Annotated in this window: 15 protein-coding genes; 3 read left to right on the top strand and 12 right to left on the bottom strand. The window is 72.1% G+C overall.

Annotated elements, in window-relative coordinates:
- Position 1: 1 nt before the first annotated feature.
- The 3 genes from DEJ01_RS08555 to DEJ01_RS08545 form a co-directional block, all read right to left on the bottom strand.
- Positions 2 to 1,375: an FAD-dependent oxidoreductase gene (locus tag DEJ01_RS08555; RefSeq protein ID WP_111092729.1), complete on the bottom strand. Its 1,374-nt coding sequence runs from the start codon at positions 1,373 to 1,375 to the stop codon at positions 2 to 4.
- 83 nt (positions 1,376 to 1,458) lie between these two features.
- Complete coding sequence (locus DEJ01_RS08550; protein ID WP_027466355.1) at positions 1,459 to 2,535, bottom strand: polyprenyl synthetase family protein; 1,077 nt, start codon at positions 2,533 to 2,535, stop codon at positions 1,459 to 1,461.
- 31 nt (positions 2,536 to 2,566) lie between these two features.
- A complete protein-coding gene (locus tag DEJ01_RS08545; RefSeq protein ID WP_111029382.1) occupies positions 2,567 to 3,358 on the bottom strand; it encodes a demethylmenaquinone methyltransferase in 792 nt (263 codons plus the stop codon).
- 86 nt (positions 3,359 to 3,444) lie between these two features.
- On the opposite strand from DEJ01_RS08545, the gene DEJ01_RS08540 reads away from it, so the two are divergent.
- Positions 3,445 to 4,704, top strand: coding sequence for an isochorismate synthase MenF (locus DEJ01_RS08540; protein ID WP_111092728.1), 1,260 nt, complete (start codon positions 3,445 to 3,447; stop codon positions 4,702 to 4,704).
- Between the two features lie 85 nt (positions 4,705 to 4,789).
- Here the strand turns inward: DEJ01_RS08540 and menD are convergent, their stop codons facing one another.
- Together menD and DEJ01_RS08530 are read right to left on the bottom strand one after the other, a co-directional pair.
- Complete coding sequence (gene menD, locus DEJ01_RS08535) at positions 4,790 to 6,481, bottom strand: 2-succinyl-5-enolpyruvyl-6-hydroxy-3-cyclohexene-1-carboxylic-acid synthase (RefSeq protein ID WP_309147059.1); 1,692 nt, start codon at positions 6,479 to 6,481, stop codon at positions 4,790 to 4,792.
- A gap of 49 nt (positions 6,482 to 6,530) precedes the next feature.
- Positions 6,531 to 6,890 (bottom strand): PLDc N-terminal domain-containing protein, encoded by a 360-nt coding sequence (locus DEJ01_RS08530; RefSeq protein WP_111092726.1) that lies wholly within the window; start codon positions 6,888 to 6,890, stop codon positions 6,531 to 6,533.
- Positions 6,891 to 6,954: 64 nt separating this feature from the next.
- Here DEJ01_RS08530 and DEJ01_RS08525 point away from each other — a divergent pair, with 64 nt between their 5' ends.
- Positions 6,955 to 7,290, top strand: a complete 336-nt coding sequence (locus tag DEJ01_RS08525; protein WP_111032003.1) for a DUF4229 domain-containing protein — start codon at positions 6,955 to 6,957, stop codon at positions 7,288 to 7,290.
- A gap of 45 nt (positions 7,291 to 7,335) precedes the next feature.
- Here the strand turns inward: DEJ01_RS08525 and DEJ01_RS08520 are convergent, their stop codons facing one another.
- Genes DEJ01_RS08520 through DEJ01_RS17900 form a run of 4 tightly spaced genes read right to left on the bottom strand, consistent with a single transcriptional unit; the run spans position 7,336 to position 11,023 of the window.
- Positions 7,336 to 8,337, bottom strand: coding sequence for a 1,4-dihydroxy-2-naphthoate polyprenyltransferase (locus DEJ01_RS08520; protein WP_071406305.1), 1,002 nt, complete (start codon positions 8,335 to 8,337; stop codon positions 7,336 to 7,338).
- Positions 8,338 to 8,377: 40 nt separating this feature from the next.
- On the bottom strand, positions 8,378 to 9,517 hold the full coding sequence (locus DEJ01_RS08515) for an AMP-binding protein (protein WP_111092725.1): 1,140 nt from the start codon (positions 9,515 to 9,517) through the stop codon (positions 8,378 to 8,380).
- Positions 9,517 to 10,446: a 1,4-dihydroxy-2-naphthoyl-CoA synthase gene (locus tag DEJ01_RS08510; protein ID WP_111029377.1), complete on the bottom strand. Its 930-nt coding sequence runs from the start codon at positions 10,444 to 10,446 to the stop codon at positions 9,517 to 9,519. The genes DEJ01_RS08515 and DEJ01_RS08510 overlap by 1 nt, the downstream gene beginning before the upstream one ends.
- A gap of 31 nt (positions 10,447 to 10,477) precedes the next feature.
- Positions 10,478 to 11,023, bottom strand: coding sequence for a hypothetical protein (locus DEJ01_RS17900; RefSeq protein WP_146245060.1), 546 nt, complete (start codon positions 11,021 to 11,023; stop codon positions 10,478 to 10,480).
- 118 nt (positions 11,024 to 11,141) lie between these two features.
- Between DEJ01_RS17900 and DEJ01_RS08500 the strand changes: the two genes are divergently transcribed.
- Positions 11,142 to 12,134 (top strand): o-succinylbenzoate synthase, encoded by a 993-nt coding sequence (locus DEJ01_RS08500; RefSeq protein ID WP_111092724.1) that lies wholly within the window; start codon positions 11,142 to 11,144, stop codon positions 12,132 to 12,134.
- Between the two features lie 277 nt (positions 12,135 to 12,411).
- Here DEJ01_RS08500 and ccsB read toward each other — a convergent pair whose 3' ends face one another.
- Genes ccsB through DEJ01_RS08485 form a run of 3 tightly spaced genes read right to left on the bottom strand, consistent with a single transcriptional unit; the run spans position 12,412 to position 15,843 of the window.
- Complete coding sequence (ccsB, locus tag DEJ01_RS08495; RefSeq protein ID WP_111092753.1) at positions 12,412 to 13,431, bottom strand: c-type cytochrome biogenesis protein CcsB; 1,020 nt, start codon at positions 13,429 to 13,431, stop codon at positions 12,412 to 12,414.
- Positions 13,432 to 13,436: 5 nt separating this feature from the next.
- Positions 13,437 to 15,161: a cytochrome c biogenesis protein ResB gene (locus DEJ01_RS08490; RefSeq protein ID WP_258375665.1), complete on the bottom strand. Its 1,725-nt coding sequence runs from the start codon at positions 15,159 to 15,161 to the stop codon at positions 13,437 to 13,439.
- On the bottom strand, positions 15,145 to 15,843 hold the full coding sequence (locus DEJ01_RS08485) for a cytochrome c biogenesis CcdA family protein (protein WP_111092751.1): 699 nt from the start codon (positions 15,841 to 15,843) through the stop codon (positions 15,145 to 15,147). Before DEJ01_RS08485 ends, DEJ01_RS08490 begins: the two co-directional genes overlap by 17 nt.
- Positions 15,844 to 15,868: the final 25 nt, after the last annotated feature.

Raw genomic sequence — 15,868 nt, 5'->3', positions numbered from 1 at the left:
GTCAGCTCGTCGGGGTGTCGACGCGTCCGAGCGAGACCTCGATCATCTCGTCGCGCGGCACCAACTTGATGCGTTCACGCCCGTCGACCGCACCGAGCGCCTGCTCGTGGGTGTCGAGGTGGTGCCAGCCCTCGAGGTCGGTGTACTCGACGCCGCGCTCGCGGAGCAGGGCCGGGATGGCCTCGTCGGAGGGGTCCTCCGGGGTCCACCAGCTCGCCTGGTCGTTGACGATGTGCTGCACGGTCTCCATCGCGTCGGACTTCGTGTGTCCGATGAGCCCGACCGGACCGCGCTTGATCCAGCCGGTGGCGTACACCCCGGGGATCTGCTGGTTGTCGTCGTCGAGGACCTGGCCCTCGTGGTTCGGGATGACACCGTGCCGCTCGTCGAACGGCACACCGGGCAGCGGGGAACCGAAGTACCCGACCGCGCGGTAGGCGGCCTGGATCGGGATCTCGCGGATCTCGCCGGTGCCCTCGACGCCGCCCTCGCCGTTCGGCCGGGTGCGCTCGTAGCGGATGGCGGTCAGCTTGCCCTGCTCGTCGCCGACGAACTCGATCGGCTTCGCGTAGAAGTGCAGGTGGAGCCGGCGGCTGGCCTGGCCGACCTCGCGCGTGCGCCACTGCTCGAGGACACGGTTGATCACCATGACCTGCTTGTTCGTCGCGATCGCGGTCTTCGAGGCCTCGTCGTGGTCGAAGTCCTCGTCGTAGACCACCATGTCGACGTCACGGACCTCGCCGAGCTCGCGCAGCTCGAGCGGCGTGAACTTCACCTGCGCCGGACCACGGCGGCCGAAGACATGCACGTCCGTGACGGGCGAGGCCTTGAGGCCCTCGTACACGTTCGCGGGGATCTCGGTCGGCAGCAGGTCGTCGGCGTGCTTCGCCAGGATGCGCGAGACGTCGAGGGCGACGTTGCCGACGCCGATGACCGCGACGCTCTCGGCGTTCAGCGGCCAGGTGCGCGGGACGTCGGGGTGGCCGTCGAACCAGCTCACGAACTCGGCGGCGCCGTACGAGCCGTCGAGGTCGACACCGGGGATGTCGAGGTCGGCGTCCTTGATCGCGCCGGTCGAGAACACGACCGCGTTGTAGTGCTTCTTGAGGTCCTCGAGGGTGATGTCCTCGCCGTAGCGGACGTTGCCGAACAGCCGGACGACACCGCGGTCGAGGACGTCGCGCAGGGCGTTGATGATGCCCTTGATGCGCGGGTGGTCGGGGGCGACGCCGTACCGGACCAGACCGTAGGGCGCGGGGAGCTGCTCGAACAGGTCGATCGACACGTCGTAGCCGTGGGCCTCGCGCAGCAGGATGTCCGCGGCGTAGATGCCGGCCGGGCCGGCGCCGACGATGGCGAGTCGGAGGGTGGGCACTGATCGTCTCCAGTTCGTTCGGGTGGGGGTTCCCGGGGGGCCTCCCGACCGGGCCGCAGTGCGTGCGCCGTCGGGAGGGGTGTTCAGCGGCTTCGGTCGACGACGGAGTCCGCGAAGCGGGTGAGTGCCCGTTTCACGGTGCCGTCGGGGAGCGGGGCGAGGGCGGCGACGGCTTCGCGGGCCCAGGCGACGGCGACGGCTCGGGTCGCGGCGGTGGCCTCGTGCTCGCGGAGCGCGGCGACGGCCGACTGGTACGGCGCGGAGTCGACCACGTCGTCGGGTGCACCGTTGACGTCGCGCTCGATGCGCTCGACCAGGTGCTGCGCGGACGGATCGGTCGCGGCCATCCGGCGCAGCTGCAGGACCGGCAGGGTGTCGACGCCGGCGCGCAGGTCGTTGCCGGCGATCTTGCCGGTCTTGTCCGTCGCGGGGGCGAGGTCGATGACGTCGTCGACGAGCTGGAAGGCCACGCCGACCTTCTCGCCGAAGGTACCGACGGCGTCGAGGTAGGCACGGTCGGCACCGGAGAACATCACGCCGGCACGTGCCGCGGTGGCGATGAGCGAACCGGTCTTGTCGCTGAGCACCTGGATGTAGTGCTCGAGCGGGTCGTCGTCCGGCTGCGGCCCCGTGGTCTCGTGCAGCTGCCCCATGCAGAGGCGCTGGAAGGTCTCGGCCTGCATCCGGATGCCCTCGGTGCCGAGGTCGGCGGTGATCAGGCTGGCGCGGGCGAAGAGCAGGTCGCCGGTGAGGATCGCCACGTTGTTGCCGTAGGTGATCTGCGCGGCGGGGACCCCGCGGCGGACGGGCGCTTCGTCCATGACGTCGTCGTGGTACAGGGATGCCAGGTGCGTGGTCTCGATGCTCACCGCGGCCTTGACCACGGCGTCGGTCACGCCGTCACCGAGCTGCGCGATGAGGAGCGTCAGGGTCGGACGGATGCGCTTGCCACCGGCGGACAGCAGGTACCGGCTGGTGGTGTCGGCGAGGGTGTCGGTGGAGCGCATGGCGTCCTCGAGCCCCTGCTCGACGAGCTCGAGCCCGTCGTCGACCGCGGAGATGAAGCGTCGGTCGGCGGGCGTGGCGAACAACCGCTCGCCGATGCCCAGCGATGCGCGCAGGCTCGGCGCGCGACGTGCGACCGGGACGCTCGGATTCAAGTGCTGCTCCGTCTTCGGGGGTGGTGACCGGTCAGTCGGCGGCCGGGTCGACGCGCGGCTGCTCGCCGGTGTTCTGGTGGTCTCGGCGGGCCTTCGCACGCCGTGCCGCGGACTCGCGCACCGTGTCGGCGACGGGCTTGCGGCCACGGTGCAGTGCGACGATACCGGCCGTCAGGTTGCGGTAGGCGACCACCGAGAAGCCGACACCGCGGAGCCACTGGGTGAGCACCTGCTGGTCGGGCCACGCGTCGATCGACTCGGCGAGGTAGCGGTAGGCGGCCGGGTTGCTGCTCGAGAGCCGCGCGATGCCCGGGAGCACGCGCTTCAGGTAGGTGCCGTAGCCGAGGCGCAGCAGGGCGCGGGGCGGCGTCGAGAACTCACAGATGACGACGCGGCCACCGGGCTTCAGGACACGGAGCATCTCGGCGAGCGCCTGCTTCGGGTCGTTCACGTTGCGCAGCCCGAACGAGATCGTGACGGCGTCGAACGTGTCGTCGTCGAAGGGCAGCTGCTCGGCGTCGCCCTCGACGAAGGTGATCTCGGGGTGGCGTTCACGGCCGACGGCGATCATGCCGGCGGACAGGTCGAGCGCGGTGACCTCGGCGCCCTTCTTGGCGAAGGCCGCTGCGCTGGTCCCGGTGCCCGCGGCGATGTCGAGGACCTTCTCGCCGGGCTGCGGGTCGACCGCGCGGACCGTGGCGACACGCCACAGCGGGGCGTTGCCCGCCGACAGGATGTCGTTCGTGAGGTCGTACTTGGCCGCGACGTCGTCGAACATCGCCGCCACCTCGTCCGGGCGCTTGTTCAGGTCCGCTCTGCTCACACGATCAATCCTAGAGGTCCCGACCGAGCGTTCACCGGACTCGCAGCCACCCGGGCGGTGCGGGATCGGCGCGTAGCATCGGAGCCGTGACCCGAACCACCACGGCGGCGCCCCCGCTGACGGTCTCGACCCGGATCCTCGACGACCCGGGCGCCGTCCTCCGCCACACGCTCCGCGACCGTCCCCTCGCCTTCGTCCGGAACGGCGACGGCATCGTCGGCATCGGTGAGGCGCTCCGGTTCACGTTCACCGGCCCGGACCGGATGCGGGACGCCGCGGCCCTCTGGCGCAGCATCGTCGAGACCGCCGTCGTCGACGACCCGGTGCAGCTGCGCGGTTCGGGGCTCGTCGCGTTCGGGTCGTTCGCCTTCGCCGACGACTCCGCCGACGAGAGCGTGCTCATCGTGCCCCGGGTGGTCCTCGGCCGGCGTCGCGGCAAGGCCTGGCTGACCGCGATCGACACGACGCTCGGCGCGGAGCCCCTGGCCTTCACCCGGACCTCGGTCCCGGTCCCCCACGTTGGGCCGCACGTGTCCGTCGCGCTGGGTCCCGGGCACATCGACGAGGACACCTACGCCGCCAACGTGACCGAGGCGGTCCGCCGCATCGTGGCCGGGGACGCCCGCAAGGTCGTGCTCGCCCGCGACCTCGTCGGCACGCTGCCGCCGGGAGCCGATCGACGGGCGGTCCTGCTCGACCTAGCGGCCGCCTACCCGCAGTGCGTGACCTTCGCGGTGGACGGACTGGTCGGCGCCACCCCCGAGACCCTCGCCCGCACCGACGGCACACGGTTGACCGCACGGGTGCTCGCCGGCAGCGCCGCCCGGGGCACCGACGAGGTGTCCGACCGGGCCGCCGCCGAGGCCCTGGCCAGCAGCGCCAAGGACGTCGAGGAGCACACCTTCGCGATCGACAGTCTGCTCGCGGCCCTCGCCCCCCTCGCGACGGACCTGCGCGCCGACGCCGAACCGTTCCGGCTGCAGCTGCCGAACCTGTGGCACCTGGCGACGGACGTGCAGGCCACGCTGCCGCCCGATACCACGTCACTGGACGTCGCCGACGCCCTGCACCCGACGGCCGCGGTCGCCGGCACCCCGACCGACGTGGCCGTGCAGTTGGTCGCCGAGCTCGAGGGCGTCGACCGCGGCCGCTACGCCGGGCCGGTCGGGTGGATGAGCGCGACGGGCGACGGCGAGTGGATGCTCGCGCTCCGCAGCGCCCGGATCGACGACGACGGCACCGTCCGGGCATGGGCGGGGGCCGGGATCGTGGCCGGTTCGGAGCCGGCGCGCGAGGTCGCCGAGACGGCCCTGAAGTTCCGGCCGATCGCCGACGCGCTGGCCTGAGGCAGGCGCGCGATCCACGCGGTCGCGGGATCCACGCGGTCGCGCGACCCTCGCGGCCGCGCGGTCCCCGACAGCCGCTGGCCGGTCAGTCGGTCAGCGGAACCTCGATCACGACCCGCTCGGCTGGGTCGGTGAGCACCCGCTCCAGGTCACCCCACGTCGCCGCCCGGCGGTACTCCCACCCGAGACCCGTGACGACCCGTTCGACGTCGACGTGCTGCGGGGTCGACATCATCCGCCGCATGTCGGCTTCGGGCGTGGTCTTCGCCACCTCGAGCCCGCGGAAGATCGCGCCGCCGTGGTCGTTGCCGACGACGACCTGCACCCGGTGGGTGCGTTCCTCGGTGCCGGTGACGAACGCACCGAGGTCGTGCAGCAGGGTCAGGTCGCCGAGGAGCACGCGTGTGGTGCCGACGGAGGCCGAGGACTGCTCGAGCGCCGCGGCGATGCCGAGTGCGGTCGAGACGGTGCCGTCGATGCCGGCGAGGCCGCGGTTCGCGTGCACCCGGATCTTCTTGCCGAGCACCCGGGCGTCGGCTTCGCGGATGAGCTGCGACGCCCCGAGGACCAGCCGGTCGTGCGGCCAGGTCACCCCCCAGACGGCCTCGGCGAGCATGGCCCGGTCGACGGGTCGGCGACGGAGCGCGACCTCGTCACGCAGGAACTTGTTCCGCTCGGCACGGTCGGCGGAGCGCTTGGCGTCGAGGTCCGGGCCGGCATCGCCGTCCCCCAGGATCCGTCGGCTGGCGCCGACCCAGCGGCCGACCCACGCACGGTGCTCCGGCCGGGTGCGGCCCGTCACGCGGACGTCGGACACGAAGGTGGTCACGGCGTCCGGTCGGGAGGCACGGGCCGGGTCGAACGGGTCGGCCGCCGGTCCGCGGACGACGATCGTCTCGACCCCGTCGCGCTGCAGGAGCGCGGGGACCTCTCTGCTGAGGGTCGGGTGGCCGAGCACGACGGCGCGGCGGACGGCGCCACCGTGGTCGGCGTCGCGCAGGAGTTCGCGGTAGGCCACGACCAGGTTGCGGCCGAAGCGCGCGCCGCTCGAGACCTCGGCGAGGAGCGGCGCCCCGAGTTCCCAGGCGATCCGCTCGGCGTCCTCGCCGGCATCGTGCCCGGCGATGACGACGGTGCCCGGTTCGTCGTCCGGGGTGAGTTCGGCGACCGGCAGACCCGCGTGCGCCCGGCGGGTCGCGAACGCCAGGTCGACCTCGTCCTCGGGCACGGGGCTGACGTGCTCCGGGGCGAGTCCGGCGGACAGCGGCTCGCGGAACGAGACGTTGAGCTGCGCGGGACCGGGCTGCCCCGTGTGCCCGGCTGCGGCGGCGACGGCCTGTCGGGCGAGGGTGCGCAGGGTGTCGCGGACCGAGGCGTCGACGCCGTGCGCCGACGGGGCCTCGACGTCGCGGACGAAGGCGACGGCCTGGCCGAAGATCCCCGGCTGGACGGTGGTCTGGTTGCTGCCGATGCCGCGCAGTTCGTCGGGGCGGTCGGCACTCAGCACGATCATCGGCACGCCGGAGTGGTGTGCCTCGAGCACGGCGGGGTGCAGGTTCGCCACCGCGGTGCCCGACGTCGTCACCACCGCTGCGGGTCGGTGCGTCTCGACCGCGAGCCCGAGTGCGAAGAACCCGGCGGTCCGTTCGTCCAACCGCACGTGCACGGTCAACCCGCCGGCGCGCTCGAGGGCGACCGCCGCGAGGGCGAGGGCCTGGGAACGCGAACCGGGGCTCACCACGACGTCGGTGACGCCGGCACGCACGAGTTCCTGCAGGAGGGCGAGCGCGGTGTCCGTCGCCGGGCTGCCCGAACCCGCGGGGCTGTCAGCGATCGGTGCGGCCGTCGTCGTCGCGCTCGTGGAACTGGTCTTCGAGGTCTCGGAGGGTCGCGTCGTCCTGGTCCTTGTCCGTGAGGGTGGTGCCCGGCTCCGGCGTGGTGCCGAGGAAGTCCGGGTCGTCTTCGGGTCCACGGTAGCGGGCCGACGCACCGGGGTCGGTCGCCGGGGTGCGGCCCAGCAGGAACCAGAGCACGCCACCGAGGACGGGCAGGATGATGACGAGCAGCAGCCACACACCGCGACGCAGGGAACGGACGCGCTGACGGGGCATCGTGCCACAGTCGATGGCCGCGTACACCGTGAAGGCGACGGCGGCCACGGCGACGATCAACCACAAGCGGACCATGCGGTGAAGTCTAGGTCGCGACCCTGTGATGCCCCTGCCGGTCGGCGCTCCGTAGACTCACCGTGTGAAAGCGTGGCTCCTGTACACCCTGGCTCGGCTCGGCATCTTCGTGGTGGCGCTCGTGCTCCTCCTGCTCCTGACGCCGATGCCGTGGTACTGGGCGACGATCGTGGCCGCCCTGGTGGGCCTGCTCATCTCGTACATCGCCCTGTCCGGACTGCGCACGCAGGTGGCCCTGAGCCTGGCGAACCGCCGCGGTACCCCGGAGCGTGACGCCGACTCGGACTTCGAGGACGACTTCGTCGACGCCGCCGACTCCGACGCCGCGGCCACCCCGACCGTCCGTCCGGTGTCCGACGCCGACCGGCACGAGGCGCGCCGGGACACCGACGCGGACTGACCCCGAGCGCGAGGGCGGGGCCGTCCGGTGGAGCAGCCGGAACGGCTACGGCTGGACGGCCAGGGTGATCCCGAGCACCACGCCGAAGGCGAGCGAGGCGAACGACGACAGCTGCAGGGCCGTGATGAGCTCGCGGGGCTTCCGTGACGACACCCCGATCGCCAGCGCCGGCAGGGCAAGCAGCAGCGAGAAGTACGTGAAGCCCGTGCGGAAGTACAGCAGCACGAACCAGAGCAGCACGACGTACGGCAGCATCAGGAACAGGCCGTACAGGACGCGGGCCACCGGACGACCGACGACCACGGCGAGCGTGCGCTTGCCCGCCAGCTGGTCCTCGTCGATGTCGCGGATGTTGTTCACCATCAGGACCGCGCAGGCGAAGAACCCGGCGGCCACCGCGGCTGCCCAGCCGCTGACCGTGACCTCGCGGATCTGCACGAACTGGGTGCCGAGCACGGCGACCAGCCCGAAGAAGACGAAGACGAAGACCTCGCCGAGGGCGTTGTACCCGTACGGCTTCTTGCCACCCGTGTAGAACCAGGCGGCGACGATGGCGGCGGCCCCCACGAGCAGCAGCCACCACAGCTGGGTGAGCAGCACGATGACCAGGCCGGCGACCGCGGCCAGGCCGAAGAACGTCAGGGCGACGGTGAGCACGGTCCGGGGCTTGGCCAGGCCGGCACCGGTGAGACGTGCCGGGCCGACGCGGTACTCGTCGGTGCCGCGGACCCCGTCGGAGTAGTCGTTGCTGTAGTTCACACCGATCTGCAGGAACAGTGCCACGGCCAGGGCGAGCAGCGCGACGGCGAGGTGGCCGTCCTTCGCCAGGTAGTCGCCGAAGTCGCCGGGCTCCCCGCTGTCGACGAACGCGACGGCGGTGCCGAGCACGACCGGGACGACACCGAGGGTCAGGGTGCGCAGGCGTGCGCCGCCGATCCAGTCGCGTGCGGTCGCCTTCCGCTTGGTGCGGGCGGGGGCAGCGGCCTTCGCCGGGTTGCCGGACCGGCCCTGCTTCTGCGTCGAGTTCTTCGTTCGTGCCACGAGCACCGATCATATTGCCGATGCGCCGCCCGGCCGCTCGCGGTCCCTACGAGCGGCCCGGGTCGACGAGCGCCTGCACGGCCCGACGGTCGGGCTTGCCCGACGACAGCATCGGGATCCGGTCCAGGACGACGACGTCCGCCGGACGGGCGGCACGGCCCAGGGTGGCCCCGACGTGCGAACGCACGGCATCGAGGTCGAGCGGCTGCTCGGTGACGACGACCGGGACCTCGCCCCACTCCCCCGCCGAGCGCCGGGCGACGACAGCGGTCTCCTGCCCGGGCAGCCCGCGGACGAGCCGTTCGACCGCACCGAGCTGGACCTTCTCGCCGCCGGAGATCACCACGTCGTCGAGGCGTCCGAGCACGCGGACCACGCCGTCGGACAGGGTCGCGGTGTCCCCGGTCCGGTACCAGCGCAGCCCGTCCCGCTCGACGAAGGCCGACGCCGTGCGGGCGTCGTCGTCCAGGTACCCCTCGGCGAGCATCGGCCCCGCCAGGTGCAGCTCGCCGTCGACCAGCGCGGTGCGAACCGTCCCGAACGGGACGCCGTCGTACACGCATCCGCCGCTCGTCTCGCTCGCACCGTACGTCGTCACGACCCGGACCCCGGCGTCGAGCGCACGCTGCCGGAGCGGCGCCGGGGTGGCCTGCCCGCCGACCAGGACCGCGTCGAACCGGGCGAGCGCCCGGGTGGCGTCCGGGTCGTCGAGGACCCGGGCGAGCTGCACCGGCACCAGCGAGGTGTAGCGACGCGGCGCGGCCGGACCGGTGACGAGCCGTTCTGCGGCCTCGGTGAACGCGGCGGCCGCGAAGTGCCCGGGTGGCACGACGACGGGTTCGGTGCCCGCGGTGATCGAGCGGGTCAGGACGTTGATGCCCGCGATGTAGTGCGTCGGCAGCGCGAGGACCCAGCGCCCGGGCCCACCCAGTGCCGCGTCCGCCGCGGCGGCACCGGCGAGGAGCGCCTCGGACGAGAGCGCCACGCGCTTGCCGGTGCCGGTGGACCCGCTCGTCTCGACCACCAGGGCGACCGCCTGCCGGACCTCGGCCGGAGGTGGCGTCGGCAGGGCCGGTGCCCCCTCGGCGACGGGGAGCAGTGCGGGGCCGCCGGCGAGTGCTGCCTCCAGGCCGCGCAGCACGGCCGTCGGGTCCGACGTGCCGGTCGCGACCAGCGGACGGGGCATCAGTAGTGCCAGGGGAACGCGGTCCACTCGGGAGCGCGCTTCTCGAGGAACGAGTCGCGGCCCTCGACGGCCTCGTCGGTGCCGTAGGCCAACCGCGTCGCCTCGCCCGCGAACACCTGCTGGCCGACCATGCCGTCGTCCACGGCGTTGAACGCGTACTTGAGCATCCGGATCGCCGTCGGCGACTTGCCGAGCACGATCTCGCCCCAGCGGATCGCCTCACGCTCCAGGTCCTCGTGCGGCACCACGGCGTTCACCGCACCCATCTCGTACGCGCGCTGGGCGGAGTACTCCTGGGCGAGGAAGAAGACCTCGCGGGCGAACTTCTGCCCGATCTGCTTGGCGTAGTAGGCGCTGCCGTATCCACCGTCGAACGAGCCGACGTCGGCATCGGTCTGCTTGAACTTCCCGTGCTCGGCGCTCGCGATGGTGAGGTCGCAGATCGCGTGCAGCGAGTGCCCACCGCCCGCAGCCCAGCCCGGGACGACCGCGATGACGACCTTGGGCATCATCCGGATCAGGCGCTGGACCTCGAGGATGTGCAGCCGCCCCATCGATGCCTGGGCGGCCGCGGGGTCCACACCCTCGGGCGGTGCACCCTCGTCGCCGACGTACTGGTAGCCGCTCCGCCCCCGGATGCGCTGGTCGCCGCCGGAGCAGAACGCCCACCCGCCGTCCTTCGGGCTCGGGCCGTTGCCGGTGAGCAGCACGACGCCGACACGGGGGTCCTGCCGCGCATCGTCGAGGGCACGGTAGAGCTCGTCGACCGTGCGCGGGCGGAAGGCGTTGCGGACCTCGGGACGGTCGAAGGCGACCCGGACGATGCCCTTGGAGACGTGCTTGTGGTACGTGATGTCGGTGAACTGCTCCGCGATCGGAGCGGTGGTCCAGACGTCGGGGTCGAACAGGTCGGAGACGGGAGCAGCCATGCTCCCAACGTACCGCCGGGCGTCTGGCGGGTCAGGCGCCCATGTCGGTCAGGATCTCCGGCGCGACGAACACCATGATCACGATGAGGATCACGGGGTTCGCGAAGAACGCCAGGACGACCCCGACAGCGCCGTACCAGCGTCCGAACGAGCCGACGGCGGCGACGAACCCGAGCACGGCGGCGACGAGCGTCAGGAACACGACGACGAAGCAGATCCCGAAGGCGAAGTTCGTGTCACCGCCCATGAACACGGCGAAGGCACTGGCGTCCACAGCGGCGGACACCACGGCCAGGCCGAGGGCGATCTTGCCGACGACGGGGTTGCGGCGCTTGGTGCCACCCGTCTGCCGGACGTCGACGGTGTTGCGCTGCATGAGGCGGGCGAAGTCGTCGGAGTCGCGCCCGGGAGCCGCCGCGGATCGAGCGCCCGCTGCCGGGCGGGTCGCCGCCGAGGGTCGCGCTGCAGCTGCCGGACGAGCCGAGGCCGCCGGGCGTGCTGCTCCGGCGCTCGACGGGTCGGACGGGCGCTGCGATGCACGCTGCTGTGCTGCGCGCTGCCGCGGATCCACCGCCACCGAGCCTCCCTCGTTCCGGGTCGTTCCCCTGCCGACCGAGGCCGACCGATGCATGCTAGTGCCCTGCCCTGGCGGTCCCCTCCGAGGAACCGGCAGGGCCCCTGGGTGCGGTGGGAGGATGGCGGACGTGCTCCCCGACCTCGCCGACCTCCTCGCCGACGCCCACGTGGTGGCCCTGCCCATGCGGGTGCGGTTCCGCGGCATCACCACGCGCGAGGCGCTCGTGCTGCGCGGTCCCGCAGGCTGGACCGAGTTCTCGCCGTTCGTCGAGTACGACGACGCCGAGGCCGCCGCCTGGCTACGGGCCACCGTCGACTTCGGGTGGACGGACCACGAACCCGCCGCCGACTCCGTGCCGGTCAACGCCACCGTCCCGGCGATCGCCGCCGACGACGTCGCCGACCTGCTCGCGCGGTACCCCGGGTGCACCACCGCCAAGGTCAAGGTCGCCGAACCCGGCACGACCGTCGACGACGACGTCGCCCGGGTCGCCGCGGTCCGCCGGGTGATGGGGCCCGAGGCCGCGGTCCGGATCGACGCCAACGGGCTGTGGAGCGTGGAGCAGGCCGCCGCGGCACTCGAGCGGCTCGCACCGTTCGACCTGCAGTACGCCGAGCAGCCCTGCGCGACGGTGCCCGAGCTCGCGGAGCTCCGGTCGCGGATCGCCGGCCTCGGCGTCCGGGTCGCCGCGGACGAGAGCGTCCGGAAGGCGAGCGACCCCCTCGCCGTCGCCCGGGCCGGCGCCGCCGACGTCCTGGTCGTGAAGGCCCAGCCGCTCGGGGGGATCACCGCGGCCCGTGCCGTCATCGCCGACGCCGGGTTGCCGTGCGTCGTCTCCAGTGCGCTCGACACCTCGGTCGGGCTCGGGATGGGAGCGTTCCTGGCCGCCGCGGCGATGACGCCCGGGTACGCCGCCGGGCTCGGGACGGCGGCCATGTTCGCCGGGGACGTCACGACCGATCCCCTGCTGCCGGTCGGCGGTCGGGTGCCGGTGCGCCGCGTCGACGTCGCGCCGGAGCTGGTGGACCGGTACGCCGCGTCTCCGGAGCGCACGGCGTGGTGGCGCGAGCGGGTGACGCGCGTGCACGACCTGCTCGCAGCCGCCGGGTAGCGCGACCGCCGCTCGGTCGGGTCCGTCGAGGATGCACGACACGCCACTCGCGTTCGCCGAGGTCACCCGTTCCGTCGTTCGAACGGCCCCGGAACGACGGTTCGTGCGACCACGCCGCTCCGCACACGGCATGTCGTGACCGCTGGCGGGGTCCCGCCGGACCGGTCTCGGCTCTCGACGCACCCCGGACGACGGACGGGAGGCACGGTGCCAGCTGGCACCGTGCCTCCCGTCCGGTCGTGGTCGCGACCAGGGCCGCGTCAGCGACCCGCGTGACTCACAGACCCGAGTAGCTGTGCAGGCCCTTGAAGAAGACGTTCACGACCGAGAAGTTGAACATCACCGCAGCGAAGCCGATGAGGGCCAGCCAGGACGACCGCGCACCGCGCCAGCCGCGGGTCGCACGGGCGTGGATGTAGCCCGCGTAGACGACCCAGATGATGAAAGTCCAAACCTCCTTGGTGTCCCAGCCCCAGTAGCGACCCCAGGCGCGCTCGGCCCAGATCGCACCGGCGATGAGCGTGAACGTCCAGAGGACGAAGCCGACGAGCAGGACGCGGTAGGTCAGGACCTCGAGCCGGTCGGCGTCGGGCAGCGTCGCCATGAAGCGGAGCTTGCCGGAGGCCGTGCGGCCCTGGCGGTACGTCTGCACGAGCTGCGCCACCGCGAGCCCCGCGCCGAGCGCGAAGAACCCGGTGCCGGCGATCGCCACGAAGACGTGGATGACCAGCCAGTACGACTGCAGGGCCGGCTGCAGCGGGACGACGGGGACCCAGTAGTTCACGGTTGCGATGCCGAGCAGGATGATCGTCAGGCCCGTGATGAAGACACCGAGGAACTTCAGGTTCTGCCAGAACTGCACGAGCAGGAAGATCAGGGTGATCAGCGCCGTGCCGGTCAGCGAGAACTCGAACATGTTGCCCCACGGCACACGGTCGGCCGCGATGCCGCGGAGGACGACCGACGCGACGTGCAGGACGAGCGCGAGGATCGTCATCGCCATGCCGACGCGCTCGAACTTCGTGCCGCGGCCGGCCGAACCGCCCGACGGCGGTGCGGCGACCTGCTCGAGCACGACGGTGCCGCCGCGGACGGTCGCGACCGTCTTCGCGCCGGGTGCTGCCGCAGCGCTGGCCGCGTCGGCCGAGCTGTCGTCGGCGCGCGCGTTCTTCGCGGCGGCCGTGACGTCGCCGGAGCGTTTGGCCATGTCGAGGGCGAACGAGATGAACGCGACCACGTACACCGCCATCGCGGAGTACGTGAGCACGACCGAGTAGGTCGCGAGGTTCGTGGTCATGTCGTTCACTGGGGCATCCTAACTCCGAGGTCCGACGTGTGGCGCTGTGCGATGTCCGCGACGGCCCGTTCGAGGTTCGGGTCCTCGCCGCGTGCGAGTCCGGCGTACTCGAGGTCGTACTCGCCGCCCGCCGTGTCCGTGCGCGGGACGACCTTCACCCAGACGCGGCGGCGCGGGACGAACAGCGAGGTGAGCAGGCCGAGGGTGGAGAGCAGGGCGAACCCGCCCACCCAGAGCTGCGAGGGGTCGTGGTGCACGTCGAGGGAGACGTACCGCTTGACGCCGTCGAACGTGATCGACCCGGCGCCCTCCGGGAGCTTCTTCGTCTGGCCGGGCTTCAGCGCGATGCTCGCGGTGTCCGACTGCCGACCGGCGATCTGGTCGAGCCCCTTGGTGCTGAGCGTGTACACGCTCTGCGGGACTCCGCTGTCGAGCCCGAGGTCACCCGTGTAGACCTGCAGCGTCAGCAGCGGGTTCTGGGTGTCCGGGTAGGCACTCGAGTAGGCGCCGCTCGCGAGCTTCGATGCGGTGGGGTAGAAGAACCCGACCATGCCGAGCTGGTCCGGCTTCGCGTCCGGCACCTTGATGACGCCGGTGGAGGTGTAGTTCGCATCCTCCGGCAGGAACGGCACGACGTCCTTGAAGGCCACGTTGCCGTCGCCGTCGCGCACCGTGACCTGCATCGCGTAGCCGTTGCCGAGCAGGTAGACGTTGGTGCCGCCGACGTGCAGCGGATCGTTCACGCCGAGGCGGCTCGTCTTCGGCTCGCCGCCCTTCTCGGTGCTCGTGACCGTGGCCGAGTAGTCGAGCGCCTGCCCGAGGGCGTCGAGGTTGCGCTCCTCGTACTTCGTCACGAACTTGTCAAGGGTCAGGTTGTAGCCCTTGAGGTCGGTCTGCTGGAACCAGCGACCGGGGTTGAACGAGTCGTACGAGCCGAGCACGTTCGAGAACGTCTGGCCCTCGACCAGCAGGCGCTGACCGGTGAAGCCGAAGCCACCGCCGACCCCGACCGCCAGGAGCACCCCGACGAGGGCGGCGTGGAACACCAGGTTGCCGGTCTCGCGCAGGTAGCCGCGCTCCGCGCTCACCGAGTCGCCGAACCGCTCGACGCGGTACCCGGACCGCTTCAGGATCGCCATCGCGCGCGTCACCGCGTGCTCGGCGGACGGGAGGCCCGTGGTCGCGTCGATCCCGGTCGTCCCGTCGATCATCGCGTCCGGCTGCACCGCCACCGTGCGGAAGCCCGCCAGTCGCGTCAGGCGCGCGGGGGTCTTCGGCGGACGGGTCCGCAGTGCCTGCCAGTGGTGCTTCGTGCGGGGCACGATGCAGCCGATGAGCGAGATGAAGAGCAGCAGGTAGATCGCGGAGAACCACACCGAGGTGTAGGTGTCGAACACCTGCAGCTTGTCGAGGACCGGGTAGAGCTGCGGGTGGTCCGCCTTGTACTGCACGACGCCGTTCGGGTCGGCGGTGCGCTGTGGGACAAGGGAGCCCGGGATCGCCGCGAGGGCGAGCAGCATGAGCAGGAACAGCGCCGTGCGCATGCTCGTCAGCTGCCGCCAGAAGAAGCGGAGGTACCCGACGAAGCCGAGCTTCGGCTGGTTGATGCCACCGTCGGTGGGGCCGGAGCCGTCGACGTGGTCGGACGGTCGCTGCGGGTCGGAGGCGCTGTCGGCCCCGTCGCCTGCGCCCGTCGGGATGTGCTCGTTCAGGTCAGACCGCGGGGACAAAGCTCTGGATCACCGCCCCGACGCTCGACATGACGGCCGACCAGATACCGGTGACCATGAGCAGACCGATGACGATCAGGATCGCTCCTCCGATGATGTTGACGGTGCGCATGTGACGCTTCACCGCCGCGATGGCCCCCGTGGCCCAGCCGGCGCCGAGGGCGACGAGGACGAACGGGATGCCGAGCCCGAGGCAGTACGCCACCCCGAGCCACATGCCCTGCCAGGCGCTGCCCGACTGGACGCTGAGCAGGTTGATGGCCGCCAGGGTCGGGCCGAGGCACGGGGTCCAGCCGAGGCCGAACACGATGCCGAGCAGGGGAGCGCCGAGGAGCCCGGTGGCCGGGGTCCAGCCGGGCTTGATGGTGCGCTGCAGGAAGGTGAACCGACCGACGAACACCAGGCCCATCGCGATCACGACGACCCCGAGGATCTGCGTGATGAGGTCACGCCACCGCACGAGCCAGAAGCCGAGCGCGCCGAACACCGTCGTGTACGCCACGAACACCGCGGTGAACCCGGCGATGAACAGCAGCACGCCGAGCACCACACGACCCCGACGCTGCCCGCCCTCGGCGACACCGCCGACGTACCCGAGGTACCCCGGCACGAGCGGCAGCACGCAGGGGGACAGGAACGACACGAGCCCGGCGAGCGCCGCCACGGGCAGCGCGACGGCCATCTGGCCGCTCAGGATCGCGTCGGCG

Source organism: Curtobacterium sp. MCLR17_040 (genome assembly GCF_003234735.1).
In the GTDB taxonomy this organism is placed as follows: domain Bacteria; phylum Actinomycetota; class Actinomycetes; order Actinomycetales; family Microbacteriaceae; genus Curtobacterium; species Curtobacterium flaccumfaciens.
Note: the sequence above shows the minus strand (reverse complement) of the source record. Positions and strands in the feature narration are given on the sequence as shown.

What these genes read in the sequence shown, in the direction of transcription:
- DEJ01_RS08530 (WP_111092726.1), bottom strand. Translation starts at nt 6,890, where the DNA reads ATGGTCCGCTTGTGGTTGATCGTCGCCGTGGCCGCCGTCGCCTTCACG.
- DEJ01_RS08515 (WP_111092725.1), bottom strand. Translation starts at nt 9,517, where the DNA reads ATGCCCCGTCCGCTGGTCGCGACCGGCACGTCGGACCCGACGGCCGTG.
- DEJ01_RS08510 (WP_111029377.1), bottom strand. Translation starts at nt 10,446, where the DNA reads ATGGCTGCTCCCGTCTCCGACCTGTTCGACCCCGACGTCTGGACCACC.
- DEJ01_RS08500 (WP_111092724.1), top strand. Translation starts at nt 11,142, where the DNA reads ATGGCGGACGTGCTCCCCGACCTCGCCGACCTCCTCGCCGACGCCCAC.
- ccsB (WP_111092753.1), bottom strand. Translation starts at nt 13,431, where the DNA reads ATGACCACGAACCTCGCGACCTACTCGGTCGTGCTCACGTACTCCGCG.
- DEJ01_RS08485 (WP_111092751.1), bottom strand. Translation starts at nt 15,843, where the DNA reads ATGGCCGTCGCGCTGCCCGTGGCGGCGCTCGCCGGGCTCGTGTCGTTC.